A 7022-nucleotide genomic window follows, 5' to 3' on the forward strand; every position below is an offset into this window, starting at 1 on the left:
AGGAGCGAAGCCGTCCTTATGGGCCGGACAGCAGTTCCTTATTAATTGCTGTTGACAATTTTAAATTTTCACGTATTATAAGAAAAATGAACATATAATTTGGGAGGTTACATGTTTTTTATATTCACAATTGAGATTGGTTAGTATGTTAGCGGAAGGTACATATTTCATCGCTACTTGTAGGAAGATAATCATGAATAGGATTTTATCGATTACAGGATTTTAACAAAAGTTGTTTAATTTAATATAGTGTATCAGAGAGTGATTTACCCAGTAAACTTGATTGTAAAATTACCTGTTTGAGTCGGGCAGCCAGCTCAACTGTTTTGTTAAGTAGGGCGTCTTTTTTTGTTGGAGCTGTTTGTATGGTTACAGGTGTAAACAGGGCTTGCGATTTGTGTGATTATATTTCTAACATGGATTGAGCCTGAGTGGCATAGTTTTATGGGAGATGAAAAGCGTATTGGAGCAGTTTTTTAAAAAATAGGGACTGAAAGTGAGTGTTTATGGACAACAAAGAGCGGGAATATGAGCTCGAGAGACTGAGCATGACAATAGGGCATATCAAAAGACAACTGGCAGCCAGCGGCAGCCAATGCACCGATTCACAGCAGCAACTGAAAGGTACGCTTGCCGATTACTGGGGAAACCTGGGCAGCAGCGCCTGTGATGAAGCGCAGTTTATTGAGGAAATGGACCGGCAGAAAAAACTGACGGCACTGGTTCACCAAAAATACAGCCGGTTGCAGCGAATGGCCGATTCCCCTTATTTTGGCCGGATTGATTTTTGGGAACCTCAGTCGGGCAGTGATCAAGCCGAACGCATCTATATCGGTATTTCCAGTCTAAGTCACTCTGGCAGCGGAGAACTGCTGGTGTATGACTGGCGGTCGCCGGTAGCAGGTATGTTCTATGATTTTGAACGGGGCAAAGCTTGGTATGAATGTCCGGCCGGCCGGATTGAGGGAGAGATCAGGCTTAAGCGGCAGTTTAAAATTGTCAATGGTATCATGAAGTATATGTTTGACGCTGATATAACCATCGAAGACGAAATGCTGCAGGCCGTGCTCAGCAAAAGCTCCGACGCCAGGATGCACACCATAGTGACAAGCATTCAGCGGGAGCAAAATCAGATTGTGCGGGATGTGGGACATCCGGTGTTGTTTGTCCGGGGCCCGGCCGGCAGCGGGAAAACGTCGATTGCGCTGCACCGCATTGCCTATCTCCTATACCATGAACGGGAGCATCTGTCATCCAAGAATGTGATTATATTTTCGCCCAACCATATTTTCAGTGATTATATTGCTGACGTATTGCCGGAAATTGGGGAAGAGAACGTACTGCAAACCACCTTTCAGGATTATGTGAAAGATACCGGTGTGGGACAGGAACTGGCGTTGGAAGATCGTTCGGTGCAATTGGAATGGCTTTTGGGCGACAAGCAGGCCGGTTGGGCGATGAAGGTGGAAAATATCCGCTACAAGTCTTCGGCGGCTTTTGTAAAACTATTGGATTGCTATGTGGGCTTTCTGCAGGGAAATCTGGTTCGGGAACATCCCCCCATACGGTTTAACGGGGAAGTTATTTTTAGCAAGGGAGAGTGGAAAAAGCACTTTTTCCATAACTTGGCCCATTTGCCGGCGGGACGGAGATTGAAAAAAATCCGGCAGTTGATAAAAAACAAGCTCCAGTCAGCGATACAGCGACTACGGCAGGAAAAAATAAAAGAAATAACGGAAAGCGGCAATGAAGTGAACGCCAAGACGGTAGAAGCCATGGCCCGTCTTGCCGCCGGGGAGGCGGCTGCCCCGCTGTACGAAATCATACATAAACTGACGGAATTGCATGCGCTGTCTTTGTATAAGGCACTCTTTACGTGTGAAGAGTTTCTAAACAACCGCGAGGTGGCGGCACTGTTGCCGCAGACATGGCAGGAGATTTGCCGGCAGACTTTGCGAGAATTGCAGGCCGGGCGGGTTACCTATGAAGATTCTTTTGGATATCTTTATCTGTTGGGTATGCTGGAGGGCTTTCCGGCTAACCGGGAAATACGGCATGTAGTAGTGGACGAGGCTCAGGATTATACCGCCCTGCAATATAAGATCATTAAGCAGCTATTTCCCGCCAGCCGGTGGACCATCCTGGGCGATCCGGCGCAGGCAGTTCATCCGTATTTGACAACGGCTGATTTTGCTGAGGTCAGTCGGATTTTGCAGCAAGCAGGCTCTTATTTTTACACGTTAAAGCGGGCATACCGGTCGACTTGTGAGATCCACGCCTTTTGCCAGGCCTTATTGCCGGCGACCGAAAAGACAGAGGCTGTTTTGCGGTTTGGCGGTAAGCCGCGGGTGGTGCGGCAGCGGCAAGCAGACGGCACCAACGCCTGGCTGCGCGCCGTTCAAGTCTTACAGCGAGAGGGTTGGCAGTCTATCGCTCTGATCTGCAAAACGGCACGGCAGGCGATGCTGGTGCACCAAGCTGTAAGTGAGCGCCTACCGGCGCATGTAATTTTATCAGAGGATGACCGGTTCCGGCGTGGCGTTGTTGTCATCCCCTCTTATTTGGCCAAGGGGTTGGAGTTTGACGCTGTGTTGGTCGTTCAGGCGGAGCAGACGCAGTATGGCCGGCCGGAGGAACGCAATCTTTTCTATACTGTCTGCACCAGGGCGCTGCATCAATTGTGCCTGTTTCACTTTGACGCGCTTACGCCTTTTGTGGCGGAACTGGATACGTCGCTATACGATGTTATGTGGGAAGAAAATAATTAAAAATTAGTGATCCGTCAACCTTGAAGATGTAAATTAGATTTGCGGGTGATTTTTCGTTCCCAGGGCGGAGAGACTGCGCATATCGGACATATGCCAAGCAACGACAACAAAACGGGACGGAAAAGGCCGCAGGATGATTCATGTAGTTAGGTGATGCAAGGAACTAATTCTAGGAGGAACCCCGATGAGTAAAAAGATCTTCATATTTTCCTTATTATTCCTTTTTATGCTAGGTTCTACGGCGCTGGCTGCGACGGCAGTACAGCCACCGAACATATTGGCTGAAGCTGCCGTAGTGATGGTGGCGGATGATAACCGGGTTTTATACGACAAACAAGCTCATGCCATTATGTATCCGGCCAGTACAACCAAAATGACGACGCTGATTACCGCGTTAGAGCGAGGCAAGCTGGATAGCATAGTCACAGTCAGTAAGAAAGCTGCCCAATGTGAAGGCTCCAGTCTGGACCTGAGTGCCGGTGACAGGTTGACTCTGCAGGAGGCCTTATTTGGGATGATGCTGGTTTCCGGTAACGATGCCGCTGAGGCGGTGGCCGAAACGGTAGGCGGATCGGTGGCGGGATTCGTGAACCTGATGAATGACGAGGCGGCAAAAATCGGTGCAACCCGTACGCATTATACCAACCCACATGGTCTGCCTGACCCGATTAATCACTATACGACAGCCTACGATCTGGGCTTAATTGCAGCCTATGGTCTGAAGAATCCGGTATTTGCCAAAATAGTTTCCACTCAGGCCTATGACGTACATTTTTTGAATAAGCCCACTCTGCATGTTACCAATACCAATAAGCTACTGGGTAAGTATCCGGGCGCTAACGGCGTAAAAACCGGCGTGACCAATGATGCCGGAGACTGCTTGGTGGCTGCTGCCAAACGGGGCAATGTCGAATTAATCGCCGTCGTACTTAATGATGATGAACGCTGGACCGATGCGGCCCAGTTGCTGGATTACGGATTTCAGCAATTGGGGTTGTAAGCTGAATCAGCCGCAAAAACTCCCTTCCTGTAATCGGAAGGGAGTTTTTGCTTAAAGATAACCTATCTCAAGACCGTCAGGCAGTATGGCTGGTTAAATAAGCGCAGGCGTAAGCACGAATAAAACGTGACTTGTCTGATCAACTTTATTTAAAAATCTATGTCTTACCTTCGGGGGAATGCGGACAACATCGCCTTCATCTAAAAGGTATTCGACGCCTTCCAATTCGACATACGCCGTTCCCTTCATGACAACGGCAATTTCCTCTTTAGCAGCATGGGAATAATAGCTTTCCGTGGTTCTGGCGTAGGCATTTAAGTCCATCATTAATAATTCGATATGGGCTTTCATAAAGTCTGGTGTTAATACGTCATAAACAATATGGTCATTGTTTTCACGATAGATTTTTTTGCGGTCTTGTTTCTTTGAAATAAGTGATTTCGTATCAATAGCATTAATAAACAGGGTATAGAGCGGCACATTTAAGGCCTGTGCGATTAATTCCAATACGTTTAGGGACGGATTGGCCTGGCCGCGCTCAATTTGGCTGATCAGTGACGTGCTGATACCGGAATAATCGGCAAATTCGCGAATTGTCATTCCCTTTTTCTTGCGATAGCTTAAAACCGTCTGGCCTAAACGATGCTGATTCATAGTCTGATTTCCTTTCCATAATAGTATATCTTTTTGCCCTTTTGTGCTGACATACTGGAAATACAAGCTAAACACTGTCTTCTTGTGGTAAATATATTATAATAGTTTTGTACATTATATCATATCTTGTCTTTTATGAAGTACAAGTGGAGAGGTTGTTTCTATGAAGTCGCGGCTCTTTTTGTATTCAGCTTTATTTTTTGGAGTGTTCTCGCTATCCACCTCTGCCATATTTGTAAAATTAGCGAATGCCCCTTCCTGCATTACGGCGTTTTATCGTCTGTTTTTTGCGGCCTTGCTACTCTTGCCAGCTTTTTTATTCAGTAAGAAAAACCGGCAGGCGTTGCTAGATCTCTCCCCAAAGCAGTGGGGCTGGGGGCTATTGTCAGGTTTATTTTTAGCTGTACATTATGTATTGTGGTTCGAATCGTTGCGCTATACCTCCGTGGCAAGTTCAACTGTCATTGTTACATTACAGCCTCTTTTCTCGCTCGCAGGGGGCTATTTTCTATTTAAGGAGCGTTTGAGCCAGAGAGCAATCGCTGGGTGCCTTATTGCTATAATCGGATGCATCATCATTGGCTGGGAAGATTTTCAGATCAGTGGTACGGCGTTATTTGGCGATTTGCTGGCGTTCCTTGCTGCGGGTCTGATCACCGCTTATTTTTTTACCGGCCAATTTCTGCGAAAAAACTTATCCGTTATTCCCTTTTCCTTGCTGGGGTATGTGAGCAGCGCGTTATTTTTAGCAAGCTATGCTGTTACCCAACAGGTTTCTTTCGTTGATTATCCTTTACCAGCCTGGGGCGCTTTTATTGGATTGGCGTTGATCGCCACGATTCTTGGACAATTGATTTTTAATTGGTTGCTAAAGTGGGTATCTACAACGGTTATTTCCATGGCTATTTTGGGGGAGGTGATAGGGAACTGCATCCTGGCTTATTTTATTCTTAATGAGACTATCTCATTGCAACAGCAGATTGGTATAGGAACAATCCTGACGGGCTTGGCTTTATTTTTGAGGCAGCCCCCAAAGCACTCAAGATTGGATAACAAATCCGTTATTAAAAAATTGTGAGGTGCATAGATGGAGAAAGTTAACATAAAGGAAAAACTAAATCTGTTTAACGAGTACTGGAGTCCCCGGATTATTGGGGAAGTTAATGACTCTTACGTGAAAATTGCAAAATTCAAAGGGGATTTTATCTGGCATACTCACCAGAAAGAAGATGAAATGTTTTATGTGCTGAAAGGCAGCTTGACAATCAAATTCAGGGATAAAGCTGTTCTGTTGCAAGAAGGCGAGTGCATCATTATTCCGCGAGGCATTGAGCATATGCCGGTTGCTGATGAGGAAGTCTATGTGATGCTGATAGAACCTAAAGCGACTTTAAATACTGGTAACATAATAAATGACCGGACGATGGAAACGCTGGAAAAAATATAATGTATGGGTTATGTGTGTATTTGTAATACTTGCTGCCTTATGATTACGTGAAAATAGTTTTGAACAATGGGGTGCAGCTAACTTGACGTAGCAAAAAAATCCGAGAGGCAATTGGCTCCCGGATTTTTTTGTACCTGGCAGGAAGTTTTAAGCTGCCTGTCAGGTGCTTAATCTTATTATAGACAAAGCGGCTCCAGCACTGCCGCTTAGCAAGGTTGCCGCCCCAAGCAGCCCAAACAGCTGCAGGGTAATAGTTGAATTGGCGGGTAAATTGACAATCAGTGCATTATTAAAGGTGGAGAGAGAAAGTGCAGGTGCAATAGTGGAGGCTGTATTTGCCGTGCCGTTAATAAGCAACCGGCTATCTACCAGCAGGGAGGCCGATAAATTGATCTGATAGGAGATAAAATAGTCACCTGAAGATGCGACGGTGAATACCGTATTGCTGCCGTTGACGGTGACGCCGCTCAATACCTGATTGTTTGGTAGAGGTATGGCCGTGCCGCCAAGTATTACGGCGATAATGGAGCCAGAGGTATTAGCGGCAAAACCATGCGTTGCTGTTATATTGGTACCGGTCGCTCCGGTTACTCCAGTCGCTCCGGTTGCTCCGATGTCACCGGTAGGGCCAGTGGTGCCAGTTGGTCCAGTAAGGCCCGTTTCTCCGGTGGTGCCGGTCAACCCGGTAGGGCCGGTTTCACCAGTACTGCCGGTCATTCCAGTAGCGCCCGTTTCGCCAGTAGTTCCAGTGGTACCGGTCGCTCCGGTTTCTCCAGTACTGCCGGTCAGTCCGGTAGCACCCGCTTCGCCAGTAGGGCCTGTGATACCAGTAGCACCGGTAACACCAGTTTCACCGGTGCTACCAGTCATCCCGGTAGTGCCTGTTTCACCAGTATCGCCTGTAATACCAGTTGGTCCAGTGGCACCAGTTTCACCGGTAGGACCAGTGATACCTGTCGCCCCAGTGACCCCGGTTTCTCCGGTATCGCCAGTCATTCCGGTAGTGCCCGTTTCACCAGTGGCGCCTGTCGTACCGGTTGGTCCGGTTACCCCAGTTTCTCCGGTCACACCTGTTTCACCAGCAGGGCCTGTGATACCGGTAGCCCCAGTGATTCCGGTTTCTCCTGTGCTACCGATCATTCCAGTAGAGCCC

Annotated in this window: 6 protein-coding genes; 4 read left to right on the forward strand and 2 right to left on the reverse strand. The window is 47.4% G+C overall.

All coding sequences use genetic code 11. The features are described 5' to 3' along the window. The first annotated feature begins 548 nt into the window (after positions 1 to 548). On the forward strand, positions 549 to 2768 hold the full coding sequence (locus F3H20_RS15085) for a HelD family protein (RefSeq protein ID WP_188128360.1): 2220 nt from the start codon (positions 549 to 551) through the stop codon (positions 2766 to 2768). 184 nt (positions 2769 to 2952) lie between these two features. Beyond that, the gene (locus tag F3H20_RS15090) at positions 2953 to 3768 is read left to right on the forward strand and encodes a D-alanyl-D-alanine carboxypeptidase family protein (RefSeq protein WP_149735738.1); all 816 of its coding nucleotides are present in this window, start codon (positions 2953 to 2955) and stop codon (positions 3766 to 3768) included. Between the two features lie 93 nt (positions 3769 to 3861). Here the strand turns inward: F3H20_RS15090 and F3H20_RS15095 are convergent, their stop codons facing one another. Beyond that, a complete protein-coding gene (locus F3H20_RS15095) occupies positions 3862 to 4422 on the reverse strand; it encodes a helix-turn-helix domain-containing protein (protein WP_149735739.1) in 561 nt (186 codons plus the stop codon). 163 nt (positions 4423 to 4585) lie between these two features. Between F3H20_RS15095 and F3H20_RS15100 the strand changes: the two genes are divergently transcribed. Both F3H20_RS15100 and F3H20_RS15105 read left to right on the forward strand, forming a co-directional pair. Beyond that, positions 4586 to 5500, forward strand: coding sequence for a DMT family transporter (locus F3H20_RS15100; protein ID WP_149735740.1), 915 nt, complete (start codon positions 4586 to 4588; stop codon positions 5498 to 5500). Positions 5501 to 5509: 9 nt separating this feature from the next. Further along, positions 5510 to 5869 carry a cupin domain-containing protein gene (locus F3H20_RS15105; protein ID WP_149735741.1) on the forward strand — a complete coding sequence of 120 codons (360 nt, stop codon included), beginning with the start codon at positions 5510 to 5512 and terminating at the stop codon, positions 5867 to 5869. 159 nt (positions 5870 to 6028) lie between these two features. Here the strand turns inward: F3H20_RS15105 and F3H20_RS15110 are convergent. Beyond that, positions 6029 to 7022, reverse strand: a 994-nt coding sequence (locus F3H20_RS15110; RefSeq protein ID WP_149735742.1) for a BclA C-terminal domain-containing protein, incomplete at its 5' end; no start/stop codon positions are given.

It is taken from the genome of Propionispora hippei DSM 15287 (genome assembly GCF_900141835.1).
In the GTDB taxonomy this organism is placed as follows: Bacteria; Bacillota; Negativicutes; order Propionisporales; family Propionisporaceae; genus Propionispora; species Propionispora hippei.